Annotated in this window: 15 protein-coding genes; 4 read left to right on the top strand and 11 right to left on the bottom strand. The window is 74.1% G+C overall.

What is annotated here, in order from left to right:
• Window positions 1-52 precede the first annotated feature (52 nt).
• From ACFIF2_RS29605 to ACFIF2_RS29595, 3 genes are all read right to left on the bottom strand, one after another.
• Window positions 53-2,275 carry a tetratricopeptide repeat protein gene (locus tag ACFIF2_RS29605; RefSeq protein ID WP_395576313.1) on the bottom strand — a complete coding sequence of 741 codons (2,223 nt, stop codon included), beginning with the start codon at window positions 2,273-2,275 and terminating at the stop codon, window positions 53-55.
• Window positions 2,276-2,336: 61 nt separating this feature from the next.
• Window positions 2,337-3,206, bottom strand: coding sequence for an oxygenase MpaB family protein (locus ACFIF2_RS29600; protein WP_395576312.1), 870 nt, complete (start codon window positions 3,204-3,206; stop codon window positions 2,337-2,339).
• A gap of 62 nt (window positions 3,207-3,268) precedes the next feature.
• Entirely contained in the window at window positions 3,269-3,646 is a 378-nt protein-coding gene (locus tag ACFIF2_RS29595) for a four-helix bundle copper-binding protein (RefSeq protein WP_395576311.1), read from the bottom strand.
• Window positions 3,647-3,969: 323 nt separating this feature from the next.
• On the opposite strand from ACFIF2_RS29595, the gene ACFIF2_RS29590 reads away from it, so the two are divergent.
• A complete protein-coding gene (locus ACFIF2_RS29590) occupies window positions 3,970-4,326 on the top strand; it encodes a DUF6479 family protein (protein WP_395576310.1) in 357 nt (118 codons plus the stop codon).
• Between the two features lie 161 nt (window positions 4,327-4,487).
• Here ACFIF2_RS29590 and ACFIF2_RS29585 read toward each other — a convergent pair whose 3' ends face one another.
• The 4 genes from ACFIF2_RS29585 to ACFIF2_RS29570 form a co-directional block, all read right to left on the bottom strand.
• Window positions 4,488-5,738 (bottom strand): CaiB/BaiF CoA transferase family protein, encoded by a 1,251-nt coding sequence (locus tag ACFIF2_RS29585; protein ID WP_395576309.1) that lies wholly within the window; start codon window positions 5,736-5,738, stop codon window positions 4,488-4,490.
• 141 nt (window positions 5,739-5,879) lie between these two features.
• The gene (locus ACFIF2_RS29580; protein WP_395576308.1) at window positions 5,880-6,524 is read right to left on the bottom strand and encodes a hypothetical protein; all 645 of its coding nucleotides are present in this window, start codon (window positions 6,522-6,524) and stop codon (window positions 5,880-5,882) included.
• Window positions 6,521-8,023, bottom strand: a complete 1,503-nt coding sequence (locus ACFIF2_RS29575; protein ID WP_395576307.1) for an ATP-binding protein — start codon at window positions 8,021-8,023, stop codon at window positions 6,521-6,523. The genes ACFIF2_RS29580 and ACFIF2_RS29575 overlap by 4 nt, the downstream gene beginning before the upstream one ends.
• Window positions 8,024-8,025: 2 nt before the next feature.
• Window positions 8,026-8,715: a response regulator gene (locus tag ACFIF2_RS29570; RefSeq protein WP_395576306.1), complete on the bottom strand. Its 690-nt coding sequence runs from the start codon at window positions 8,713-8,715 to the stop codon at window positions 8,026-8,028.
• 113 nt (window positions 8,716-8,828) lie between these two features.
• Between ACFIF2_RS29570 and ACFIF2_RS29565 the strand changes: the two genes are divergently transcribed.
• Complete coding sequence (locus tag ACFIF2_RS29565) at window positions 8,829-9,770, top strand: DUF3152 domain-containing protein (RefSeq protein ID WP_395576305.1); 942 nt, start codon at window positions 8,829-8,831, stop codon at window positions 9,768-9,770.
• A gap of 43 nt (window positions 9,771-9,813) precedes the next feature.
• Here ACFIF2_RS29565 and ACFIF2_RS29560 read toward each other — a convergent pair whose 3' ends face one another.
• The 4 genes from ACFIF2_RS29560 to ACFIF2_RS29545 form a co-directional block, all read right to left on the bottom strand.
• Complete coding sequence (locus ACFIF2_RS29560) at window positions 9,814-10,023, bottom strand: hypothetical protein (RefSeq protein ID WP_395576304.1); 210 nt, start codon at window positions 10,021-10,023, stop codon at window positions 9,814-9,816.
• A gap of 92 nt (window positions 10,024-10,115) precedes the next feature.
• Window positions 10,116-11,195, bottom strand: coding sequence for a TerC family protein (locus ACFIF2_RS29555; protein WP_395576303.1), 1,080 nt, complete (start codon window positions 11,193-11,195; stop codon window positions 10,116-10,118).
• A 7-nt stretch (window positions 11,196-11,202) separates the two neighbouring features.
• Window positions 11,203-12,228: an SPFH domain-containing protein gene (locus tag ACFIF2_RS29550; RefSeq protein ID WP_395576302.1), complete on the bottom strand. Its 1,026-nt coding sequence runs from the start codon at window positions 12,226-12,228 to the stop codon at window positions 11,203-11,205.
• Window positions 12,229-12,230: 2 nt separating this feature from the next.
• On the bottom strand, window positions 12,231-12,662 hold the full coding sequence (locus ACFIF2_RS29545) for an NfeD family protein (protein ID WP_395576401.1): 432 nt from the start codon (window positions 12,660-12,662) through the stop codon (window positions 12,231-12,233).
• Window positions 12,663-12,933: 271 nt separating this feature from the next.
• Here ACFIF2_RS29545 and ACFIF2_RS29540 point away from each other — a divergent pair, with 271 nt between their 5' ends.
• Together ACFIF2_RS29540 and ACFIF2_RS29535 are read left to right on the top strand one after the other, a co-directional pair.
• The gene (locus ACFIF2_RS29540; RefSeq protein WP_395576301.1) at window positions 12,934-13,695 is read left to right on the top strand and encodes a thioesterase II family protein; all 762 of its coding nucleotides are present in this window, start codon (window positions 12,934-12,936) and stop codon (window positions 13,693-13,695) included.
• A gap of 285 nt (window positions 13,696-13,980) precedes the next feature.
• A partial coding sequence (locus ACFIF2_RS29535; protein WP_395576300.1) for an SDR family NAD(P)-dependent oxidoreductase occupies window positions 13,981-24,437 on the top strand: 10,457 nt, incomplete at its 3' end.

Here is a 24,437-nt window from a genome sequence, read left to right as displayed (position 1 = left end):
CACCGGAAGCCACCGGGGGACGTCGCCCGGTTCCGGTCTGCCGGGGCGGGGCTCAGCGTGCGCACGCTCGGCGCAGGTCCGCCACCCTGCGGTACAGCTCCACCGCCTCGGCGGCGCGGCCGAGTTGTTCCAGGCAGTGGGCCTCGTCGTCGCGGCCGGCGAGGGTGTCGGGGTGGTCGGGGCCGAGGACGCGCTCGCGGGCGACGGCGACAGCGCGGTACTCGGTGAGGGCGGCGGACCAGCGGCCCAGCCAGCCGAGGGCGACGGCGACCTCGCGGCGGCTGACGAGGGTGTCGGGATGGTCGGCGCCCAGGACGCGGGCGCGGACCGCGCACACCTCGCGGGACTCGGCCAGCGCCTCTTCCCAGCGGCCGAGCCGGCCGAGGTTGACGCCCAGGCCGTGCCGGGCGCGCAGGGTCTCGGGATGCTCGGCGCCCTGGGCGCGGGTGCGGTCCTCGATCAGTTCCTCGTAGAGCGCCCGCGCTTCACCGCTGCGGCCCAGGCGGCCGAGGCTGATGCCCATCTCGTAGCGGGCGGCGAGGGTGTCGGGATGGTCCGGGCCGAGCGCCCTTCGGCGCGCCTCGGCGACCTCCTGGTAGGCCGCGAGGGCCTCCTGCCAGCGGCCCAGACGGCCCAGTTCGTAGGCCACCTCGTAGCGGGAGACCAGGGTGTCGGGATGCTCGGGACCCAGGACGCGGGCGCGCGCGGCGGCCACCTCGCGGGCCAGGCGGTGGGCGTCCTCGGTGCGGCCGAGGCGGCCGAGGTTGAAGGCCAGGTTGTGCCGGCAGCGCAGCGTGTCGGGGTGGTCGGCGCCCATCACCCGCTCGCGGGCGGCGAGGACCGACGTGTACACCTGGTGGGCGTCCGCGTGGCGGCCGAGCCGTCCCAGGGTGTACGCCATCTCCTGGCGGACGGCGAGCGTGTCGGCGTGGTCGGCGCCGAGGACCCGGATCCGGGTTTCGGCGACGCGCTTGTACGCGCGCAGCGCGTGCCCGGGGTCGCCGGTGCGGCTCAGCGCGAAGGCGGCCTCGTAGCGGGCGGCGAGGGTGTCGGGGTGGTCCGGGCCGAGCAGGCGCTCGCGCTCGTCGGCGACCGAGCGGTGCACCTCGCCCGCCTCCTCCCAGCGGCCGAGCCGTCCGAGGCTCAGGCCCGCGTTGTGCCGCCCGGCCAGCGCGGCGAGCGCCTCGGGCGCCGGTTCGGGCCGCTCGTCGGGGACCGGTGGGGCGGCCGTGCCACCGGCGGGACGGGGGATCCACTCGCCGGACAGGCCCGCCGCGGGGTCCGGTGGTGTGGAGCGCAGGCCGCCTCCGGTCGCCTTGGGCCCGGTGGTCATGCCGTGCGTCCAGGACGGCAGCGCGACCCGCCCCCCGACCGGCTGGGGCGTGCGCGACCGGGGTGCCACCACGGCCGGCGTGTACGCCTGGGCGGCGCGTCCCTCGGTGAGGCGGCGGCCCAGTTCGCGGGCGTCGTCCGGGCGCTGCTCGGGCCGCTTGGCGAGCAGGTCCAGGATGATCCGGTCCAGGTGGGCGGGGAGTTCGGCGCGGTGGGTGCGCGGCGGCGCGGGCTCGGTGTCGCGGTGGCCGACGAGGATCGCCCAGGCGTCGTCGAGGTCGAAGGGCGGGACGCCGGTGGCGATCTCGTAGAGCACGCAGCCCAGGGAGTACAGGTCGCTGCGCCGGTCCACCTCGTCCCCGCCGATCTGTTCCGGCGACATGTAGTGCGGGGTGCCCATGGCGATCCCGGTGCCGGTGAGGCGGGCGGTGAACCCGACGTCGTGGCCGAGCCGGGCGATGCCGAAGTCGCAGATCTTCACGGTGCCGTCGGCGAGCCGCACGATGTTCGCGGGCTTCAGGTCGCGGTGCACGATGCCCTGTTCGTGGGTGTAGGCGAGGGCGGCGGCGACCTGTTCGGCGATGTCGAGGACATCGGCGACCGGCAGCGGATGGTGCTTGTTGTCCTCCAGCATCCGGCTCAGGTCCCGGCCCTCCAGCAGCTCCATGACCAGGAAGAGCACGCCCTCGCACTCGCCGAAGTCGTGCACGACGGTCACCCCGCGGTGCTGGAGCGACGCGGCCACCCGGGCCTCGCGCCGGAACCTCTCCCGCAGCACGCGGGTGAAGGAGTGGTCGTGCTGCGTGCCCAGCGGCTTGAGGCACTTGACGGCGACGCGGCGGCCCAGGGACTCGTCCCGCGCCCGCCACACCTCGCCCATGCCGCCGCGTCCGATCCGCTCCAGCAGCCGGTACCGGCCCTGGATCAGCGTGCTGTCCCCCATCTCGCTGCCCGCCCCCGTAGCAGTCCGCCGCGCCCTCCCCTGGCCGGTCCAGTATGGCGGCTTATCGTCCGAGTTTGTATGGCGCCGGGCGCGCGGCCGGCCCGAGGCGGGCCACGGCGCGCAGGATGTGCTTGGGCGGCAGCTGCCAGCGCAGACGCGGGGGGATCGAGCGCAGCGCGGTGCCCGTGACCCGCAGCCGCCGGGTGACGGCGGCGGGTGCGGGGGCCGGTCTGCCGTAGAGCTCGTGCGCATACGGCGGTAGCGCGTCGTACGCCAGACGGGCCACCCGCCGCCACAGCAGCTCGCGTGCGGGGACCAGGAGCGGGTGCGTGGGCGGGCGGCGCAGGAAGTCGTCCACCTCGTGCGCCTCCTCGCCCGCGGCCAGCGACGGCCGTACGCGGTCGAAGTAGGCGGCCAGCTCGGCCCGGTTCGCGGGCACGGCGTCGGGGTCGAGGCCGACCAGGCGGGCGCTGTGCCGGTGCTCGGCGAGGTAGCGGTCGGCGTGGGCGTCGGTGAGGGGGAACCCGGAGCGGCGCAGGACGTGCAGGTAGGAGCCGATCTCCGCACAGTGCACCCACAGCAGCAGCGCGGGTTCGTCGACGGCGTAGCGCTCCCCCGTCTCCGGATCGGTCGCCCCGAGCATGCGGTGGATCGTGCGGACCCGGGCACCGGCCCGCTCGGCGGCTTCCGTCGTGCCGTACGTCGTCGTGCCGACGAAGGCCGCCGTGCGCATCAGCCGGCCCCACGCCTCGCGCCGGAAATCGCTGTTCTGCGTCACGCCGCGCAGCGCCCGGGGGTGCAGCGCCTGGAGGTACAGGGCGCGGATGCCGGCGATCCACATCATCGGGTCGCCGTGCGCCTGCCAGGTCACCGAGCCGGGACCGAACAGCCCCGGGTCACCTGGCGGTCCGCCCGTCCGCGTCGCCGTCATACCGGCAGGCTAACGTTCCCGGGCCGCCTGCCCCAGGGCCTGGGCGGCCTCGGCGCCCGCTCTCAGCGCAGGGTGGCGAGGAAGTCCCCGCAGGCCCGGGCGCAGGCGCGGCAGGCCTCGGCGCTCTCCTCGGCGCCCGGGTGGCCGTCGAAGACGTGCGCGCTGTCCAGGCACACCTGCCGGCACCACTCGAGCTGGGCGCGGATGGCGGCCTCGTCCACCTGGTTCTGCTCGGACAGCAGCCGGCAGGTCGCGTCGCAGACCTCCGCGCACATGATGCCCTTGCGTCGTACGAGTTCCTGGTTCTCGGTCCCGTCCGGGTCCACGAGGCTGGCCCGCAGCGCGCAGGCGCGTGCGCACTCCGTGCACGCCAGCGCGCAGGCGAACCGGTCCTCCAGGAAGCGGAACAGTTCCTGCTGGGAAGTCCTCGTCGATGTCACACCGCGCGGGTTGCCCCTGGGAACGCCGCCAAACCGCCCGGCCCGGTCACCCCAAGGGATCCGGCCCGTTTTCCGCGAGGGCCGCCCGGAACGCTCTCCCCGGGACGCGCGCGGACAGGGCGGGCGCGGCGGCGAGGGGGTCGACGAGAAGGCGTCGAAGGAGCATCTGTACGACCTGGCCGAGCGGCTGGGTGTCGAGGGGCGCTCCACGATGTCGATGGCTGATCTGATCACGGCGATCCGGAAGGCCAGCCGTTCGCGGACGCGATCCTCCCGGTCGCGCTGAGCAGGTTCGTCACGGGGACCGGGGGTACCCGCGTCCCATGACCAACGCATGGATGGACCTGGCCGCGGGTTCCGGCGGCATCGGAATCGGTATCGGCGTCGCGGCCGTCGTGGTGGTGGCGCTCTTGATCGGGGCGTTCGCCTTCGGCAGCCGGCAGAAGCGCAAGGAGTCGCCGCCGCCGCGCCCCGAGGAGCAGCCCCGCATGCCCGAGGGGGGACCCGTCCGAGAGACCCGGGAGCGCCGGGAACCCGACGAGATGCCCCGGACCGACGACCGGACGCTGCCGCACGACCTCGGGCACCAGGGCAGCCGCACCGCCCCCGGGCAGGAGCGGCCCCGCTGGGACGAGGGCAGCAGCGGTTCGTTCGGCAGCGGCGGTCCGGGCGGACGCTGACCCGGACCACGTCGTAGGGAGGGGCGCGAGTCCCGGGTACCCGGGCGTAGTGGGTGCGGCGTAGTGGATGCGGCGTAGTGGTGCGGATGGGATGCGCATGAGTGCGCATGAGAAGGGCTCGCGCGAGGGCGCGGGCCCTTCCGGCATGCGTGGGGGGGTGTCTACGACGGGCCGGCCGTTCCCCGGGGCGTGCGGGGTCCGTCCGCGCGGAACACCTCCTCGGTGTGTTCGCCCAGGTCGGGCGGTGCGAGCCGGTAGCTCGCCGGGGTGGCGCCGAAGCGGATCGGATGGGCCACCTGACGGTGGCCGCGAACGTCCGCCACGGCCTCGACGCCCAGCCGCTCGGCGTAGGCGAAGGCCTCGTCGAGGGCGTTGACGGGCCCCGCCGGAACACCGGCCGCGGGCAGCGCGTCGGCCCAGTGGTCCGCGGTGCGGGTACGCAGCCGGTCCTGGAGGAGCGGACGGAGTTCCCCGCGGTGGGCCACCCGGTCGGGGTTGGTGCGAAACCGCTCGTCCTCGGCGAGTTCCGGTACGCCCAGCAGTGCCGTCAACGCGGCGAACTGCCGGTCGTTGCCGACCGCGAGGGCGATCGGCCGGTCCGCCGCGTGGAAGGTCTCGTACGGGGCGATGCTCGGGTGCGCGTTGCCGAGCCGTCCCGGGACGACGCCCGCGGCGACGTAGCCGGATGCCTGGTTCGCCATCGCCGACAGCAGGGAGCCGAGCAGGCTGACCTCGACGAGCTGGCCCTCGCCGGTGCGCTCGCGGTGGCGCAGGGCGGCGAGGATGCCGACGGTGGCGTGCAGCCCGGTGATGACGTCGACGAGGGCCACGCCGGTCTTGGCCGGCTCCCCGTCCGGTTCCCCGGTGACGCTCATCAGTCCGCCGACGGCCTGCACCAGCAGGTCGTAGCCGGGCAGCGCGGCGCCCGCTCCGGTGCCGAACCCGGTGACGGAGCAGTAGACGAGCCGGGGGTCGGCGGCGAGGAGTTCCTCGTGGCCGAGGCCGAGCTTCTCCATGGTGCCGGGGCGGAAGTTCTCCACCACGACGTCGGAGCCGGCGATCAGGGCGCGGGCCCGGTCGCGTCCCTCGCCGGTGGTGAGGTCGAGGGCGACGGAGCGCTTGTTGCGGTTGACGCCGAGGAAGTAGGTGGAGGTGCCGGAGGCGTCGGCGGGCGGGCGCCAGGCCCGGGTGTCGTCGCCGGTGCCGGGGCGCTCGACCTTGACGACCTCGGCGCCGAGGTCGGCGAGGAGCATCGTGGCGTAGGGCCCGGCCAGGACGCGGGAGAAGTCGGCGATCCGCACACCGTGGAGGGCTCCCACGTCGTGCGGATCGTGGTGGGCGGGGGCGGGGTTGGTGCTCGTGGGACCGCTGTCCGTCGGCGTGGGGTTCATCGGCGTGGGCTTCGGGGGCATGGCGCTGCTCCTCGTCGGGTTCGGGGCTCGGGTGCGGGGTGTCGGGTCCGGTCTCCTGATCGGCATGCGCTCCCGCCGGCCTCCCTACACGTGACCTGGGCCACGTGCGCACCCGGGCCGGGCGGCGGCACCGCTGCCGCGTCAGCCGCCGGCGCCGCCCGTCCCCTCGGCTCCGCGGGGCTCCGCGGTCGGGCAGTCGTCGCTCGACCGGCCCGCGAGCCGGCCGCCTGGCTGCTCCACGGTCACCTGCGCGCTCCCCAGGGTGGGGTCCTGGCGCAACCGGGCGACGGCGACCGTGCAGGCCAGCTGGTCGACGGCAGTGTCGCTGAGGCTCCCGGCGCCGCGCGGCAGCTGGACGACGACCGCCGCTCCGTCCGTGCGGACGGTGGGCGCCGCGGCGGACGCCGGCAGTTCGGTCGTCAGCCCCCGCGCCCGTTCCCGGCCGTCGGGCCCCTTGAGGAGCATGAGTACGGTGCTCCCGAGGTCGGTCGCCCCGGGCACCTCGCGGGACACGGCCACCACCGTGCCGTCCGCGACGAAGTAGAGCGGCACCGTGGCGACGGGCACGGCCGCGGACTCGGCCGGCGACGGCGTGGCGGTGCCCGGTTCCAGGACGCCGGACGCGGGCTCGCCCGCCTCGACCACACCGGTCGCGGGGATGCCGCAGGCGGCCAGCGGGATCAGCAGCGCCCCGAGCAGGAGGGCGAGCCGGTGCCGGGCGGGACGGCCGAAGCGTTCGGTGCCCGACGTCGTGGTGGCCGTCCGGGGTGAGGGTCGCGGGTTCACGGCCGGTCCCCCCGCGAGGTCGTCGTCCGCTCCGGCGCGCCCTCGGCCGGCAGGGGGAGCACGACCGTGAAGACGGCCCCGCCTGCGGGATGGTTGGCCGCGCGGACGGTGCCGCCGTGCAGGCGCACGTTCTCCGTGGTGATGGCGAGCCCGAGGCCGCTGCCCTCGCTGCGGACGCGGGCGCTGTCCGACTTGTAGAAGCGGTCGAAGACATGGGGCAGGACGTCGTCGGGGATGCCGTCCCCGCTGTCCCGGACCGCGATCACCGCCCGCCTCCCCGCCCCAGGGTCGTCCTGTGCGCGCAGGTGCAGCCGGACGGGCGGCGCCCCGTGCCGCAGGGCGTTGGCGACGAGGTTCGCGACGACCACGTCGAGGCGGCGCGGATCCACCCGGCCCCGCAGCGTCCCCGGTGCGGGGAGGCCGGTCTCCACGGTGTCCAGCCAGCCCCGGGCGGCCAGGGTGCGTCGTAGGCACTCGGCGAGGTCGATCTCGTCCAGGTGCAGGGCGGCGGCCCCCGCGTCGAACCGGGAGATCTCCATCAGGTCGTCCACGAGGCCGGCCAGTTTCGTGGTCTCCTCGCTGATGAGGCGTACCGCCATGGCGGTGTCGTCGTCCAGGCCGGCCGCGTCCTCGTCCAGTACGTCCGTCACGGCCGACATCGCCGCCAGCGGGGTGCGCAGTTCGTGCGAGACGTCCGCGGCGAAGCGGCGGGCGCCGGCCTCCATGCGGCGCAGTTCCGCCACCGATCCCTCCAGGGCGGCGGCGGTCTCGTTGAAGGTGCGGGACAGGTCGGCGAGTTCGTCGGAGCCCTGCACCGCGAGCCGCGTGTCCAGGCGGCCCTCGGCGATGCTGCGGGTCGCCCGCCGCAGCGCCCGCACCGGCCGCAGCACTCCGCGCGCGGCCAGGAGGGCGATCAGGACGGCCAGGGCCAGGGCCGGCACGGTGGCCCGTTCGATCGCGGTGACCAGGGCGTCCACGTAACCCTGCTCCTCCCGCTGCGGCACGGTGAGGTAGACCTCGAGTCCGGAGGCGCCCCGCGCGGTGACGTAGGGGCCGGCGAACGTGACGGGCATGCCCACCACCAGGGAGGGGTGGCCGTCCCGCGTGACCCGCTGGAACACCGTGGCGAGGCGGGAGCGCACCGCCTCGCGCATCGCGGGCGACAGTTCCGCGAACGCGTCCCCGGGCGCGGACGTCGCGCTCGTCCCGTGGAAGGCGACCAGCACCCGCCAGTCCTGCGACGGCCCGCCGCGCGCCACGTCGGCGGCGAACGACGTCAGGTCGGCCTCGTCGGGCGGGAAACGGTAGTTGGGGACCAGGGTGTTGACCCGGTGCCGGAAGTCCTCGATCACCGCGTCCTGGCTCTGCTGGAGGACGCCGGTGCGTGCCTCGCGGAAGGTCAGCGCCCCGGTGGTCACCGTGGCCGCGACGGCGACGACGGTGAAGGCCACCACCAGCCGCACGCGGAGCCCGGTCAGTGTGCGCAGGACCCGTGGCATCCTCACCGCGCGCCGAACCGGTAGCCGAAGCCGCGCACGGTGTGGACGTAGCGCGGACTGCCCGCGGCCTCGCCGATCTTGGCCCGCAGGCGTTTGACGCAGGCGTCCACGAGCCGCGCGTCCGCGTGGTAGCTGTGCTCCCACACGGCTTCGAGGAGTTGCTGGCGGCTGAAGACCTGCCCGGCCGACGCGGAGAGCGTGAGCAGCAGCCGCAGTTCGGAGGGGCCGAGCGCGACGGGCCGTCCCTGGTGGGTGACGGTGAGTCCGGCCCGGTCGATGACCAGGTCGCCGTGGTGTTCGGTGCGGGGCGTGCCGTGGTCGTCGGGAGCGGTGCCCACGCGGCGCAGCACCGCGCGGATGCGGGCGTCCAGGACGCGGGCGCGCACCGGCTTGACCACGTAGTCGTCGGCTCCGGCCTCCAGTCCGACCACGATGTCGGTGTCGTCGCCGCGGGCGGTGGCCATGATGATCGGCACCTGGTCGTGGGCGCGTATGCGGCGGCACACCTCCAGGCCGGGCAGGCCCGGCAGCATCAGGTCGAGGACCACCGCGTCGGGCCTGAAGGACCGCAGCTGCTCCAGTCCGTCCTCGCCCGTCGCGGCCGCGGCGACCTCGTGCCCCTGTCGGCGCAGGGCCAGGCGCACGCCCTCCCGGACGGCGCGGTCGTCTTCGATGATCAGGACCCGTGGCATGGGACTCAGTATGCGGATGAGTGTGCGAACGTCCGCGCTCGGGCCATGGCTGTTACACAGCGGTCCAAAAGCGGTCCACGGGCCATCACACGACGGAGCCAGGCTTCGTGATCATGACCGAGCACCGATCGACGCCCTCTCCGTCCCCCGCCCCGGACCGCCGGCACCGCCGGCGCGGGAGCCGTGCCCGCCGCCGACGGGGCGGCCGGCGGCGTCCGGTCCTGTGGGCGGGGCTCGCGGCCGGCGTCGTCCTGCTGTTCACCGGCGGTCTGGTGCTCCAGGAGCGCACGGAGCCCTCCGGCGGCTCGGCCGGTGCCGCCGAAGCCTCCGGAGCCGCCGGAGGGTCAGCCGCGGCCGAGCGGTCCGCCCCGCGCACGGTCGTCGAGTCGCAGGAGGCGGCGGACGAGCCCCGGGGCGAGGGGGAGAAAGAGGAGGAGGGAGAGGGCCGCGAGAAGGAGAAGGAGAAGGCTCCGGACGCCGGCTCGATCCCGTCGTCGGGCCCCGGCACGTTCGCCACCGCGAGCGGCGGCGGCGAACGGGTCGGGGGGAGCGCACGCACGCTGACCTACGTGGTCCAGGTCGAGGACGGCATCGGCATACCGGCCCGGGACGTCGCGACGGAGGTCGAGCGGGTCCTCGCCGACGCACGGGGCTGGGCGGCCGACGGGCAGGTCGGGTTCCGGCGGGTCTCCCACGGCGCGTCCGACTTCCGGGTGCGGCTCGCCACGGCGGGGACGGTGGACGACATCTGCGGCCGGTACGGGCTGGACACCGGCGGCGAGGTCAACTGCAACGTGGGGCAGGACGTCATGGTCAACCTCAAGCGCTGGCTGCTGGCCACGCCGTACTACGCGGACGACGTGACGTCGTACCGGGCGCTGATCATCAACCACGAGGTCGGGCACTTCCTCGGCCACGGCCACGTGGGGTGTCCCGGGCCGGGCCGTCCGGCCCCGGTGATGATGCAGCAGATCAAGGGGCTGCACGGGTGCCGGACCAACGTCTGGCCCTACGACGGCGAGGGCCGCCTCGTCACGGGGCCGGCCGTGGGCTGAGCGGTTGCGGCGGGGGCCGCTCCGCGCGCCGCGCCGAGCGCGGTCACCGGTCCCGGCCGGGCGCGGACGCTCCGCAGTCGGGGTTCCGGCAGGTGCCGGGGTGCCAGACCGGGACGTAGACGCCGAGCGTCTTGTGCCGTTGGACCTCCGCGGGGACATGGTGGCCGCAGGACGGGCAGATGTCCCCGCGCTCCGAGCCGGTCTGCCGCGTCGTGGTCTGCGGGGTGGTCTTCTGCCGCGTGTGACTGCTCATGGTTCTCACGCCCACGCCTGTAAGAGTCTTGGAGAAGCTTTTACTGCCACTTTACGTGGGATTGTCCGGTGGGGCCAGACCCGTGCGCGTGCTCACTGGGAGTCCCGGCGCCCTTCCGGGGGCGGGGCGGCGGCCTTCTCGGCGGGGTCGTCGGCCTTCTCGGCGGAGTCGTCGGCGTCCCCCTCCGTGCTCCCTTCTCCTTCCGCGCCCCCGTCCCCCTCCGTGTTCCCGTCCGCCGCCTCGGCGGGGCGCCGCAGGCTCAGGAACACCGACGCCGCCAGGACCACGACGATGACCGCCAGGCTCACCGGGGACGGGATCTCCGGCACGGACGGGCTGACCAGCTTGTGCATCGCCTGAAGGATGAGCTTGACCCCGATGAAGCCGAGGATGATCGCCAGGCCCTTGCTCAGGTAGTGGAAGCGGTCCAGCAGCCCGGAGAGCATGAAGTACAGGGCCCTCAGGCCGAGGATCGCGAAGGCGTTGCTGGTGTACACGATGAAGGTGTCGTCGCTGACGGCGAGCACGGCCGGCACGCTGTCCACGGCGAAGATCAGGTCGGCCGCCTCGATCGCGGCGACGACGGCGAGCAGCGGCGTCGCCACGTGCTTGCCCGCCTCCTTGACGAAGAACTTGTGGCCCTCGTAGGTGTCGCGCACGGGGATCACCTTGCGCAGCAGCCGGACGGCGAAGCTCCTGCCCGGGTCGAAGCTCTCCTCCTCGCCCTTGAGGATCTTGTAGACGCTCCAGAAGAGGATGGCCGCGAAGACGAACAGCACGGCGGTGAACCGGCTGACCACGGCCACGCCGGCGGCGAGGAAGACCCCGCGGAACACCAGCGCGCCGATCACGCCGAAGAACAGCACCCGGTGCTGGTAGGCACGGGGGACCTTGAAGTAGGCGAAGATCAGGGCGAAGACGAAGAGGTTGTCGACCGAGAGGCTCTTCTCCAGCAGCCAGGCGGTGGTGTACTCCGTGCCCGCCGTCGTGCCGAGGACGAGGAAGACGACCGCGCCGAAGACGAGGGCGAGCCCCACCCACAGTCCGCTCCAGGCGGCCGCCTCCTTGAAACCGATGACGTGGGCGCTGCGGTGGGCCAGCAGGTCGACGACGAGCGAGACGACGACGATCGCGGCGAAGGCTGTCCAGAGCCAGAACGGCACGTCGAGCATGGGACGGTCACCGGTCCTCGGCCAGGGACGTCGCACGGTCCGCCCGGGCGGCGTCGGCCACCGCCTGGGCGGCGGCTTCCGCGGCGCGGGCCGTGTCGTCGGCGGCCTCGGCGGCGCCGTCGTCGGCGTGGTTCTCGCGGGTGGCGGGTGACTGGGGCAGCGCTTCGGTGAAGGCGCGGGACACCCCTTGGAGCGCGGAGGTGACCTCGCCGGGAATGACCCAGAAGGTGCTGCCCGGCCCCTGGGCGAGCTGGGGCAGTACCTGGAGGTACTGGTAGGCGAGGAGCCCCGGGTCGGGGTCGTTGCGATGCACGGCCTGGAAGACCTCGTCGACGGCCCGGGCCTGCCCCTCGGCCTTGAGGATCTCGGCGGTGCGGTTGCCCTCCGCGCGCAGGACGGCGGCCTGCTTGTCGCCCTCGGCGGTGAGGATCTGCGACTGGCGCTGCCCTTCGGCGCCCAGGATCGCGGCCCGCTTGTCCCGCTCGGCGCGCATCTGCTTCTGCATCGCGTCCTTGATGGACTGCGGGGGGTCGATGGCCTTGATCTCCACGCGGTTCACCCGCAGGCCCCACTTCCCGGTGGCCTCGTCGAGCACGCCGCGCAGCTGGCTGTTGATGGTGTCGCGTGACGTGAGCGTCTTCTCCAGGTCCATGGAGCCCACGACGTTGCGCAGGGTGGTGACGGTGAGCTGTTCGACGGCCTGGAGGAAGTTCGCGATCTCGTAGAAGGCCGCGCGCGGGTCGGTGACCTGGAAGTACAGCACCGTGTCGATCTCGACGACCAGGTTGTCCTCGGTGATGACGGGCTGCGGTTTGAAGGACACGACCTGTTCCCTCAGGTCGATCACCGGATAGACGCGGTCGATGTACGGGATGACGAGGCTGAGGCCGGGTTTGAGGGTGCGGTGGTAGCGGCCGAGCCGTTCGACGTTGCGGGCCCGGGCCTGGGGCACGATGCGCACCGCCCGCACCACGGTGAAGACCGCGAGAAGGGCGACGATCACGCCGGCGATGAGGAACGCCGAGACTTCCATGGTCACTCCCGGGGGTGGACGAGTGCGGTGGAGCCGCTGATCTCCAGGACGTCGACGGTCGTTCCTCGTGGGATGACCAGTGACTCGTCGTAGGCGCGGGCCGTCCACTCCTCACCGCCGATGCGGACCCTGCCCTCCCGGCCCGACACCTCGGAGACGACGTAGGCGGCCCTGCCGACCAGGGCTTCCACGCCGAACCGCTCGGTCGGGGGCCGCAGGACGTGGCGCAGGGCGACGGGGCGTACGAAGAGGACGCTGACCGTCGCGACGACGGTGAACACCAGGAACTGCCAGGGCGGCGCCAGCCCGGCCGCGGCCGACCCCGCGGTGATCAGCGCGGCCGCGCCCAGCATGCCGAGGGCGGCGGTGAGCGTGAAGATCTCCGCCACGATCAGAACGGCCGCGACGATCAGCCAGATCAGCCACGGATCCATGACGGCCCCCTCCTGAACGGTGCGGGTGCGCGGATGGCTGGACATTTACGGCTATGTCATCTTCTTCCAGGAAAACACGAACGCGGATGTGACCGCCGTGAGAGCCACTCTGTGAGAGCCGGTCCGCGAGAGCCACTCCGTGAGACCGGCAGCGGTGCGCGGCGCGGGGGCCGCCCGAGCCATAGGGGGGCTTAGGGGTTGGCCGGGGGGCCGCGGGTGAGCAGCATGGCCGGTGATCATGCGGCCAGAGGGGACCAGAGAGGAAGCTGCCATGGCGGGAGCCACCACCGACAGCGGGAGCTGGGTCCGGCTCTACCATCCTTCGCCGGCGCCCAAGGCGCGTGTCGTGTGCTTTCCGCACGCCGGCGGATCGGCGTCCTTCTTCCACCCGGTGTCCAGCGCCCTGCGCCCCGACATCGAGGTGCTGGCGATCCAGTACCCGGGGCGTCAGGACCGGCGCGCCGAGGAGCCGCTGACCGACATCTCCACCCTGGCCGACCGGGTCTTCGACGCGCTGCGTCCCCACCTCGTCCGGGAACCGCGGCCGGCCTTCTTCGGGCACAGCATGGGCGCCACGGTCGCCTTCGAGGTGGCGGTGCGCATGCGGCGGGAGGGGCTCGCCCCCACCGTGCTGGTCGCGTCCGGGCGTCGCGCGCCCTCCCGGCGCCGGTCCGACGACGTCCATCTGCGGGACGACAGCGGCCTGGTGGCCGAGATCCGCAAGCTCAGCGGCACCGACGCCCGGCTGCTGGACGACGAGGAGATGCTGCGGGCCATCCTCCCCGCCGTGCGGGCCGACTACCGCGCCATCGAGCGCTACGTCGGCGCACCCGACGCCGTCGTCGACTGCCCGGTCGAGGTCTTCGTCGGCGACACCGACGAGCAGGTCACCCTGGAGGAGGCCGACGCGTGGCGCGGGCACACGAGCGGTGCCTTCGCCGTCCACGTGTTCCAGGGCGGCCACTTCTACCTCACGGCCCGCGCCGCCGAGACCATCGATCGGCTCGCCACGACGGTGCGCGCCCACGCCTGAGCACCGCGCCGCGCGGGCTGCTCCACGGCACTCCGGATCTCCCCGCTCGCCGCTCCTCCTAGCTCCTCCTAGCTCCTCCTAGGGGGCGTATAGGGGTGTTTGACCGCGTTGGCCCGGATCTAGCCTGACGCCGAGGTGGCGCGTCCTTGACGACTTCTTCCTCGAATGTGTGCGCCGCGGCGCCGCGCGACGACGTCCTGTGCGACGCCCTGCGGTGCGATGCGGTGCAGTGCGACGCAGTGCAGTGCGGTGATTCCTCACGTACCGGAACGGTGGAGTGCGCGGATGAGCGAGTCCAGGGATCTCATTCCTGACGAGGTGGCGGGCGACGAGGTGCCGGGCGGCGGGGAGGCGCTGGTCCGGCGGTTGCGGAGTCTGCCGGCATCGGCCCGTCAGGCCGTGGTCCTGGACCTGGTCCGCGCCCGCGCGGCGGCCGTGGTGGCCGAGCTGGCCCCCGGCGGGGGCGGCACCGTGGAGGCCGGACTGCCGTTCCAGGAGCAGGGTTTCGACTCGCTCGCCGCCGTCGAACTGCACGCGGCCCTGGTGGCCGCCACCGGTGCGGATCTGCCCGTCACGATGGTCTTCGACCATCCGACGCCCCTCGCGCTGGCCCGTTTCCTGTCCGGACGTCTGCTGGGCGAGAGCCCGGCCGAGCGGACGGCCGGGGCCGAACGGTCCGCCCCCGCGGAGGCCGATCCGCACGAGCCGATCGCCATCGTCGGCATCGGCTGCCGCTTTCCCGGCGGCGCGACCTCGCCGGACGCGCTGTGGCGCCTGGTGGCCGAGGAACGCAACGCCCTCTCACCCCTGCCCACCGACCGCGGCTGGGACGTCGACGGCCTCTACGACCCCGACCCGGCCAAGCCCGGCAAGAGCTACGTACGCGACGCCGCGTTCCTGGAGGGCGCGGGGGGCTTCGACGCCGAGTTCTTCGGCATCGGTCCGCGCGAGGCGTCCGCCATGGACCCGCAGCAGCGGGTGGTCCTGGAGCTGTGCTGGGAGGCCCTGGAGCACGCGGGTGTCGACCCGCACTCCCTGCGCGGCAGCTCCTCGGGGGTCTTCATCGGCGCGGAGCCCCAGGAGTACGGCTTCCGTCTGCACGAGGCCCCCGACGGCCTGGACGGCTACCTCCTCACCGGCACCGCGCCCAGTGTGGTCTCGGGCCGCGCCGCCTACACGCTCGGCCTGGAGGGCCCGACCCTCACCGTGGACACGGCCTGCTCGGGTTCGCTGGTGGCTCTGCACCTCGCCTGCCAGTCCCTGCGGCAGCGCGAGTGCGCGCTCGCCCTGGCCGGCGGTGTCGCCGTCATCGGCAGCCCCGGCGTCTTCACCTCCTTCAGCCGTCAGCGCGGACTCGCCCCGGACGGCGTGTGCAAGCCGTTCGCGGCGGCGGCGGACGGCACCGGCTGGGGCGAGGGGGCCGGTGTGCTGGTCCTGATGCGCCTGTCCGACGCCCGCCGCGCCGGCCACCGGGTCCTCGCCGTGATCCGCGGTTCCGCCGTGAACCAGGACGGCGCCTCCAACGGTCTGACCGCGCCCAACGGTCCCTCCCAGCAGCGCGTCATCGAGCAGGCCCTGACCTCGGCGGGCCTGGACCCGGCCGACGTGGACGCGGTGGAGGCGCACGGCACGGGAACGACGCTGGGCGACCCGATCGAGGCCCAGGCACTGCTGGCCACGTACGGTCAGGGACGGCCCGAGGACAGTCCGCTCCGGCTCGGCTCGCTCAAGTCCAACATCGGGCACACGCAGGCGGCGGCCGGCGTCGCGGGCGTGATCAAGATGGTCATGGCCATGCGGCACGGGCTCCTGCCGAGGACGCTCCACGTGGACCGGCCCACCCCGCACGTGGACTGGTCGTCGGGTGCCGTGGAACTGCTGACCGAGGCCCGCCCGTGGACGGTCGCGGGACGCCCGCGCCGGGCCGGGGTGTCGTCGTTCGGTATCAGCGGCACCAACGCTCACCTGGTGCTGGAGGAGACGCCGGAGGCGCCCGGGGAGTCATCGCTGGGGCAGGCCGGGCCTTCCGCCGCCATGGACGACGCTGTCGGGTCGCCGCCGGTGCCGGTGCCATTGGTGGTGTCGGCCCGGAGCCGGGCGGCGCTCCGCGCCCAGGCCGAACGGCTGCGCACACGGCTCGCCGGGATCGACAACGGGATCCACAGCGGGATCGACAGCGGGAGCGCGAGCGAGGACGGCAGCAGCGAAACCGGCGCGCAGGACGGGGAGTTGACGGACGTCGGGTACTCCCTGGCCGTCGGCCGGGCCGCGCTGGAGCACCGGGCCGTGCTGCTGCCGTACGGCAGGGAGGAGGCGCTGCGCGGCCTCGCCGCGCTGTCGGCCGGCACGGAGGACCCCGTCCTGATCACCGGGGAGCCCACCGAGGGACGTACCGCGTTCCTGTTCTCCGGGCAGGGCAGCCAGTGGGCCGGCATGGGGCGGGAGCTGTACGCGCGCCACCCGGTCTTCGCCTCGGCCCTGGACGAGGCCGTGGGGCACCTGGACCTCCAGCTGGACCGCCCGCTGCGGGAGGTCATGTGGGACACCGCGCCGACGGCCGGCGGCGGACACCTGCTGGACCGGACCGAGTACACGCAGCCGGCGCTGTTCGCGTTCGAGGTGGCGCTGTACCGGCTGCTGGAGCACTGGGGCGTGATGCCGGACGTGGTGGCGGGCCACTCGGTCGGCGAGCTGGCCGCCGCCCATGTGGCGGGTGTGCTGTCGCTGGAGGACGCGGCGACGCTGGTGGCCGCCCGGGGCAGGCTGATGCAGGCGCTGCCGGAGGGCGGGGCCATGACGGCCGTGCGCGCCTCCGAACCGGAGGTGCGCGCGGCGCTCGGTGACCGCGCGGACGTCGGTGTCGCCGCCGTGAACGGACCGGCCTCGGTGGTGATATCCGGCGCGGCCGACGCCGTGGCCGAGATCGCCGCGCGGTTCGGCCGGGCCGTCGCGCTGCGGGTGTCGCACGCCTTCCACTCGCCCCTCATGGAGCCGATGCTGGACGAGTTCCGGCGGGTGGCCCAAGTCCTGGACTACCGTCCGCCGACGATCCCGCTGGTGTCCACGGTCCTGGGCGCCGAGGCGGAACCGGGTGACCTGTGCGACCCGGAGTACTGGGTACGCCACGCGCGTGAGACGGTGCGCTTCCACGACGGTACGACCGCTCTGGCGCACGCCGGTGCCACCGTCTTCCTGGAGGTCGGCCCCGACCGGACCCTGACGGCTCTGGTCCAGGAGTCGGTGACCGGTGAGGGCGTGCTGGCGCTCGCGCCGCTGCGTCGGGAACGGCCCGAGGAGTCCGGTCTGCTGACCTGCCTCGCCCAGCTGCACGTGCGCGGCCGGACGGTCCGGTGGAGTGCCGGGTTCGAGCGGCACACGCACGGCCGGGCACCCCGGCAGGTGGACCTGCCGACGTATCCCTTCCAGCACCGGCACTACTGGCTGCACACCCCCGCCGCCTCCGGCGACGCCACCGGGTTCGGCCAGGCACCCGCCGCGCACCCGCTGCTCGGGGCCCTGGTCGCGCTGCCCGGTTCGGACGGTGTGGTGCTCACCGGGCGGCTGTCCGCCCGTACCCACCCCTGGCTGGCCGACCACGTCATTCTGGACACTCCCCTGCTGCCCGGCACCGCCTTCGTGGAGCTGGCCGCGCACGCGGGCGAGCTGACCGGCTGCCCGTTGATCGACGAACTCACCATCGAGGCGCCGCTCGTCCTGCCCGAGCGGGACGGCGTGGCCCTCCAGGTGACGGTGGGCGGGCCCGACGCCACCGGACGCCGCGCCCTCACCGTCCACTCCCGTCCCGAGGAGGGCACGGCAGTGGACGGCGAGGCAGAGGAACCGGCGTGGACCCGGCACGTCTCCGGCGTGCTCTCCCCCGCCGAGACGTTCACCGCGGCGCCGGCCTCCACCGGAGCCGACGTGTGGCCACCGCGCGGCGCCGTCCCCGTGGACACCTCCACGCTGTACCGCGACCTCGCCGCCCAGGGGTACGGCTACGGCATCCCGTTCCAGGGTGTGCGGGCGGTCTGGCGGCACGCGGACGGTGTGTACGCCGAGGTCGCGCTGGACGACGCGACCGCCGTCGGCGCGGACGCCTACGGTCTGCACCCGGCCCTGCTGGACGCCGCCCTGCACAGCGCCGAGTTCCTCACCTCCGACACCCTCCCGCAGGACGCGTCGGCCGCCATCCCGTTCGCCTGGTCCGGAGTACGACTGCGGGCGAGGGGCGCCAGCCGGGTGCGGGTACACATCACCGCCGCGGACGGCGGCGGTTCCGAGAGCCTCGCGCTGGAGATCACCGACACGGCCGGCGCACCGGTCGCGTCCGTGGCCTCCCTGGTGTCCCGCCCGGTCCCCGCCGGCCGGCTGACCGCCTCCCCGGCGGACCCCCGCCCCGTGTACGGCCTCACCTGGCAGCGCGGCCCGGCCGTGCCCGTGTCGTCGGCGCCGGGCACCTGGGCCGCGGTCGACGGGGCGGCCGCGCTGACCGCTCTGCTCGACACGCCCGCCCGCCTGCCCGGGGTGGTCCTCGCCGAACTCCCGGTGGCGGAGCCCGGCACGGGCGGTACCGTGCCGGACCGGGTACGGGCCGCCACCGCGTGGGCGCTCGGGCTCCTGCGAGCCTGGCTGGTCGAGACGGACGCGAACGAGGACGCGGACGAGAACGGCGCCGACCGACGTCCTCCCGGGACGCGGCTGGTCTTCGTGACCCGGGGCGCGGTGGCGGTGGGGGCCGACGAGGAGCTCACCGACCTGGCGGGGGCCGCCGTACGCGGTCTCGTCCGCTCGGCCCAGGCCGAGTACCCGGACCAGGTGGCGCTCATCGACGACGACCCCGTACGGCACTCCTCGGCAGGGCACCTCGCGGCGGCGGCGACGTCGGCGCCGGAACCCGAGACGGCGCTGCGGCAGGACGCGATCTGGGTGCCCCGGGCCGTGCGCGTGCCCGGCGGCCCGGACGGCGACCACGAAGCCGCCGCAGGGCCCTGGAACACGACGGGCACCGTGCTGATCACCGGCGGGACGGGCGGCGTCGGCCGCGAGATCGCCCGCCACCTGGTGACCCGTCACGGCGTACGCCATCTGCTGCTCGCCGGACGGCGCGGCGAGGCCGCGGACGGCGCCACCGAGCTGGTCGCCGAGCTGACGGCCCTGGGCGCCCGCGTCCGCGTGGCCGCGTGCGACGTCGCCGACCGGACCGCCGTGGCCGGCCTCCTGGCCGGCATCGACCCCGCACACCCGCTCACCGGCCTGGTGCACGCGGCCGGGGTACTGGACGACGCCCTGCTGGCCGGCCTCACCGCCGACCGCGTCGACGGCGTGCTGCGGCCGAAGGCCGACGCGGCCTGGCATCTGCACGAGCTGACCCGTGAGCTGCCGCTGACCGCGTTCGTCCTCGTCTCCTCGACGTCCGGCCTGCTGGACGCTCCCGGACAGGGCAACTACGCGGCCGCCAACGCCTTCCTGGACGCCCTCGCCCACCACCGCCACCACCTCGGCCTCCCCGCCCAGTCCCATGTGTGGAGTCTGTGGGCGGGCGGCGAGGGCATGGGCACCACCCTCGGCCGGGCCGGCCTGAGACGCATCGAACGCCAGGGCCTGGCCCCGCTCACCCCGGCCGAGAGCCTGGCCCTGTTCGACCGGGCCACCGCCGCAACCGACCTCGCGGTGGCCCTGACCGTGCGCATCGATACGGCCGCCGTCCGGGCCCGCCCGGACGGCATCCCGCCGCTGCTCCGGTCCGTCGTACGGCCCGCACGGCGTACGGGGGACTCCCGCCCCTCCGCCGCGGGATCGGTGATGGGACCGGTCACGGGACCGGGTGTGGGGCCGGGTGTGGGGCTGGTTACGGGACCGGTTGTCGGGTCCGCTGTCGGGTCCGCTGCCGGGCGATCCGGACCGGGGCAGGAGCTGCCCTTCGCGCACGCTCTCCTCGTCCACCCCGAGCCCGAGCGGGAAGGGCGCGTACTGGACCTGGTCCGCGACCGGGTGGCCGCGGTACTCGGACATGACGACGCGACAGCCGTCGAGCCCGCCCGCGCCTTCAACGAGATCGGCTTCGACTCGCTGGCCGCGGTCGAACTGCGCAACCTGCTCACCACCGCCACCGGCCTGCGCCTGCCCTCCACCCTGATCTTCGACCACCCCACGCCCCGCGCCCTCGCCGCGCACATCCTCCAGGCGTCGCTGGACACCTTGGCCGGGACCACCACGGCGCCGACGGCCGCGGCAGCGGCGGGTACGACGGCGACCGGAGCGGCCCACGCCGACGACGAGCCGATCGTCATCGTCGGCATGAGCTGCCGGTATCCGGGTGGGGCGGCCTCTCCGGAACGGCTGTGGGAGCTGGTCGCCGAGGGCGCGGACGGCGTGACGCCGTTCCCCGGGGACCGCGGCTGGGACGTGGCGAACCTCTACGATCCCGAGCCCGGCACCCCGGGACGCACCTACACCCGCGAAGGCGGCTTCCTCCAGGACGCCGCCGAGTTCGACCCGGCCTTCTTCGGGATCAGTCCGCGCGAGGCCCAGGCCATGGACCCGCAGCAACGCCTGCTCCTGGAGACCTCCTGGGAGGCACTCGAACGCGCGGGGATCGACCCGGTGTCGCTGCACGGCAGCGCGACCGGTGTCTTCGCCGGCGTCATGTACCACGACTGGGGCACCCGACTGCACGAGGTCCCGGAGGACGTCGCCGGCTACCTGGGCAACGGCAGTCTGGCCAGCGTCGTGTCCGGGCGGGTCGCCTACGCGCTGGGCCTGGAGGGTCCCGCGGTGACCGTGGACACCGCCTGCTCGTCCTCGCTGGTGGCACTGCACTGGGCGATCCAGGCGCTGCGGCGCGGAGAGTGCACGCTCGCGCTGGCGGGCGGGGTGACGGTGATGTCCACGCCGGACACCTTCGTGGACTTCAGCCGCCAACGTGGCCTGTCGGCCGACGGCCGCTGCAAGTCGTTCTCGGCCGCCGCCGACGGCGTGGGCTGGTCCGAGGGGGTGGGTGTGCTGGTGGTGGAGCGTCTGTCCGATGCCCGTCGCAATGGGCATCGGGTGCTGGCGGTGGTGCGGGGTTCGGCGGTGAATCAGGACGGTGCGTCGAATGGTTTGACCGCGCCGAACGGTCCGTCGCAGCAGCGGGTGATCCGGCAGGCGTTGGCGGCTGCGGGGCTGCGGGCCTCGGATGTGGACGCGGTCGAGGCGCACGGGACCGGGACGACGCTCGGGGATCCCATCGAGGCGCAGGCGCTGCTGGCCACTTATGGTCAGGAACGGCCGGGTGAGGGTGCGCCGTTGTGGCTGGGGTCGTTGAAGTCGAACATCGGGCATGCGCAGGCGGCTGCGGGTGTGGCCGGTGTGATCAAGATGGTGATGGCGATGCGGCACGGGGTGCTGCCGCGCACGCTGCATGTCGAGGAGCCGTCGCCGCATGTGGACTGGTCGGCGGGGGCGGTGGAGCTGCTGACCGAGGCCCGGTCGTGGGAGAGCGGGGCGCGTCCGCGCAGGGCGGGCGTGTCGTCGTTCGGGATCAGTGGGACCAACGCGCACGTGATCCTGGAGGAAGCGCCGGTACTGGCGGAGGAGGACGTGGAGTCTTCTGGACCGTTGCCGGTGGTGCCGTGGGTGCTGTCCGGGCGTGGTGAGGGTGCGTTGCGGGCGCAGGCGGAGCGGCTGGCGGGGTATGTGGCCGGGCGGGACGATCTGACGCCGCTGGATGTGGGGTTCTCGCTGGCCACCACGCGGAGCGCGCTGGAACGCCGGGCCGTGGTGGTGGGCCGTGACACCGAAGAACTGCTGCGTGGGCTGAGTGCGGTGGTGTCCGGTGAGAAGCCGGGTGTTTCGCCGGTGACCGGTCGTACGGCGTTCGTGTTCTCGGGGCAGGGCAGTCAGCGTGCGGGTATGGGGCGTGAGTTGTACGAGGCGTTCCCGGTGTTCGCGCGGGCGCTCGACGAGGTGGTCGAGGCGCTGGGGCTGCCGCTGCGAGAGGTGATGTGGGAGGGCGCCGACGATCTGGACCGGACTGGGTTCACGCAGCCCGCCCTCTTCGCTCACGAGGTCGCCTTGTTCCGGCTGCTGGAGTCATGGGGTGTGCGCCCGCATGTCGTGGCGGGGCATTCCATCGGGGAGCTGACAGCGGCGCACGTCGCGGGCGTGCTGTCCCTGGAGGACGCGGCAACACTGGTGGGCGCCCGGGCCCGGCTGATGGAGGCGCTCCCGATGGGCGGCGCGATGATCGCCGTACAGGCCACCGAAGAGGACGTACGGGGACGCCTCATCGACGGTGTGACCGTGGCCGCCGTGAACGGCCCCCGGTCCGTGGTGATTTCTGGGGACGAGGCGGCCGTCACCGAGGTGGCCGGGCACTTCGAGCGGACGACGCGGCTGAAGGTGTCCCACGCGTTCCACTCCCCGCTCATGGAACCGATGCTCGACGAGTTCCGGCAGGTGGCATCCGGGCTGGCGTACCACGAGCCGGCGCTGCCGGTGGTGTCGAACGTGACCGGCGCTCTCGCCGAACCGGCAGCTCTGTGCGATCCCGAGTACTGGGTGCGTCATGTCCGTGAGACCGTCCGCTATTACGACGGAATGCAGGCGCTGGAGGAGCAGGGCGTCCGCACGTTCGTGGAGGTCGGTCCGCAGGCGGTCCTCGCCGGCCTGGGCTGCGGCGACGACGCCGTCTTCCTCGCCGCCCAGCGACGCGACCGCCCCGAGACGCAGCAGCTTCTCACCACCCTGGGCGACCTGCACACCCGAGGCGTCACTGTCGACTGGGAGGCGTTCTTCGCGGGCCGCGGTGCCCGCACCGTCGACCTGCCCACGTACGCCTTCCAGCACCAGCGCTACTGGCTCGACGCCACCTCGTCCGCGTACGGCGACCCCATCGGACTCGGTCAGCTGCTCGTCGAGCATCCCCTCCTGGGCGCCGCCGTGCCCCTGCCCGGTACCGGCGGGCTCGTCCTCACCGGTCGTCTCGCCGGCGACACCCAGACCTGGCTCAACGATCACGTGGTGATGGGCACGGTGCTGTTCCCCGGTACCGGGTTCGCGGAACTGGCGCTCCAGGCCGGACAGCGCACCGGTTGCCCCGTCGTCGAGGAACTGACCCTCCACGCGCCCCTCGTGCTGCCCGAGGGCACTGCGGCGGCCTTGCAGGTCGTCGTGGGGGCGCCGGACGGGTCGGGCCGCCGGGCGGTGGAGATCCACTCCCGGCCGGAGAACGCAGCGGCCGACGCCGACTTCACCGACTCCTGGACGACCCACGCCGTCGGCTTCCTCAGCCCGCTCCTGCCTGACCCCGAGTTCGACCTCACCTCATGGCCTCCGGCGGGCGCGACTCCTGTGGACGTCACCGACGCCTACGCGCTGCTGGCCGACCGGGGTTATGCCTACGGTCCGGCGTTCCGGGGCCTGCGGGGCGCCTGGCGGGACGGCGACGAGATCTACGCCGAGGTGGCGCTGCAGCCTGAGACCGCCGCCGAGGCGGCCGGCTACATCCTCCACCCCGCCCTGCTCGACGCCGCCATGCACGTCGACCTGTTGGACGAGAGCGACGGTCCGGTACTGCTGCCGTTCGCGTGGAGCGGCATCGCCCCGCACGCCGCGGGGGCGGCCGGGCTGCGGATGTGGATCACTCGCCTGGACGGTGCCGAGACGTCCGTGATGCGGATGGCCGACGCCGATGGCCGGCCGGTCGCCACCGTGTCGAAGCTGGTGTCCCGCCCGGTGGATCAGGAACGGCTCAGCGAGGCCGGCGGTGGGCGCGGTTCCGACCTCCCGCTGCACCGAGTGGAGTGGCAGGCCGTCACGGCTCCGCCACCCGCCGACGGCGAGCCGCGGTGGGCCGTCCTGGGCTCCGGTACTTCGCTCCCCGCGCCGGCGGCCACCGTCCACGGCAGCCTGGCCGGGGTTCCCCATTACGCCGATGTGGCGGCACTGGCGGACGCGGTGGCCGATCCGGCATCGGGACCGGCTCCGCTGACCGTCGTGTACCGGGTACCCGATGGCGGGGAGGACGGTGCGGATCTGCCGGGCCGGGCCCGCGCGCTCACCCAACGGCTGCTGGTCCTCCTGCGGGAGTGGCTCGCCGAGGACCGCCTCGACGGTACGCGCCTGGTCGTGCTGACCCGGGGCGCGGTCACCGGCGGCGCCGACGGGAGTGCGGTCGACCTGGTGCAGGCGCCCTTGTGGGGACTCGTACGCGCGGCCGCCGAGGAGCATCCGGGCCGGTTCGCCGTCCTCGACGTCGACGGCACCGACGCGTCGGACCACGCGGTACCCGGCGCCCTCGCAGCGGGTGAGCCCGAGTTGGCGCTGCGCCTGGGCCAGGCCCGGGTGCCCCGCCTCGCCAGGATCAGCGGGATGCCGCCCACGAGGCCGGCCCCGTCCGCGTCCGCGTGGGGCGCGGACGGCACGGTCCTGATCACGGGCGGCACCGGTGGCCTGGGCGCCGTACTGGCCCGGCATCTGGTGGCCGAGCACGGGGTGCGGCACCTGCTGCTCACCAGCCGCCGCGGCCCCGACGCCCCCGGCGCCGACACCCTGCGCACCGAACTGACCGAACTCGGCGCCCACACCGTCACCATCGCGGCCTGCGACACCGCAGACCGGACCGCACTCGCCGCACTCCTCGACCACATCCCCGCCCCACACCCCCTGACCGCGGTCGTCCACGCAGCCGGAGTGGCGGACGGGGGCCTGGTCGCCTCGCTGTCCGAGGAGCAGACCGAACGGGTACTTCGGCCGAAGGT

Source organism: Streptomyces sp. BK79, assembly GCF_044142145.1.
Lineage (GTDB): Bacteria > Actinomycetota > Actinomycetes > Streptomycetales > Streptomycetaceae > Streptomyces.
This window is presented reverse-complemented; position numbering and strand designations above follow the sequence as displayed.